This is a genomic window from Spirosoma flavum (assembly GCF_042686045.1).
Lineage (GTDB): Bacteria > Bacteroidota > Bacteroidia > Cytophagales > Spirosomataceae > Spirosoma > Spirosoma flavum.
In genome coordinates this window covers 1-813 of sequence record NZ_JBHUOM010000009.1, presented here as the reverse complement: position 1 = coordinate 813, position 813 = coordinate 1, and the positions used below count along the sequence as shown (strand labels likewise).

The 813-nt window shown below is 66.7% G+C and carries 1 protein-coding gene; it reads left to right on the top strand.

From position 1 onward, the window contains the following. Window positions 1-813: hypothetical protein (locus ACFS25_RS14535; protein ID WP_381502123.1), on the top strand; the 813-nt coding region annotated here is incomplete at both ends.

Sequence of the window (813 nt, the reverse complement as noted above, 5' to 3'; positions counted from 1 at the left end):
GGCTGGAGCTGGCCCAGGTGCGCCAGCTGGTGGTGGCCAACTCGGACTTCACCCAGGGGCTCACCAGCCAGAACGGCTACCGGGGCCCGCTCAACCTGGCCGGGAGCAGTTCCTTTGTGATCGCCCGCAACAGCTTCACCTTCGCCGTCTACGGGCTCAACCTGGACAACACCCACGAGGGCATCTTCGAGAACAACCGCGTCTACCGCGACGGATCCGCCCGCTACCCCGCCAACCTGGTCAACCACGTGCTGGGCCTGAACTTCAGCCAGAATATGGCCGTGCTCAATAACCTCTTCAAAGTCATCAACGGGCCGGCCCAGAACAGCAACGACGGCGAGGCACTCATCGCCGAGGGGGGCGGTCCCGACCGGGTGGACGAGGAGACGGGGACCGTCAGCGGGGCGACGGGGGGCAGCCTGAGTGACAGCCGCAAGAACTGGGGGCCCTTCCGCCAGCAGCCGGTGGTGGCCATCGTCAGCGGGCCGGGCATGGGCCAGTGGCGCAGCATCAGCCGGCGGCAGGGCAGCACCCTGACGGTGGATCGGCCCTGGTCGGTGGTGCCGGGGGTGGGCAGCCACTACGCGATCTTCAACTGGGGGGCGCGCAACTGGCTGGTGCAGGGCAACACCATGGAGGGCAACCGGCGGGGCATCACCCTGTATCACAACGCGACGACGCAGGTGGCCATCGTGGGCAACACGCTGACCAACAGCGGCTCGATCGATCTGACGCCGGTGCAGGGGATCCGCAGCGACCAGCTGCAGTTCATTCCCATGTACACCAACCAGATCGTGGGCAACACGGTTTCGA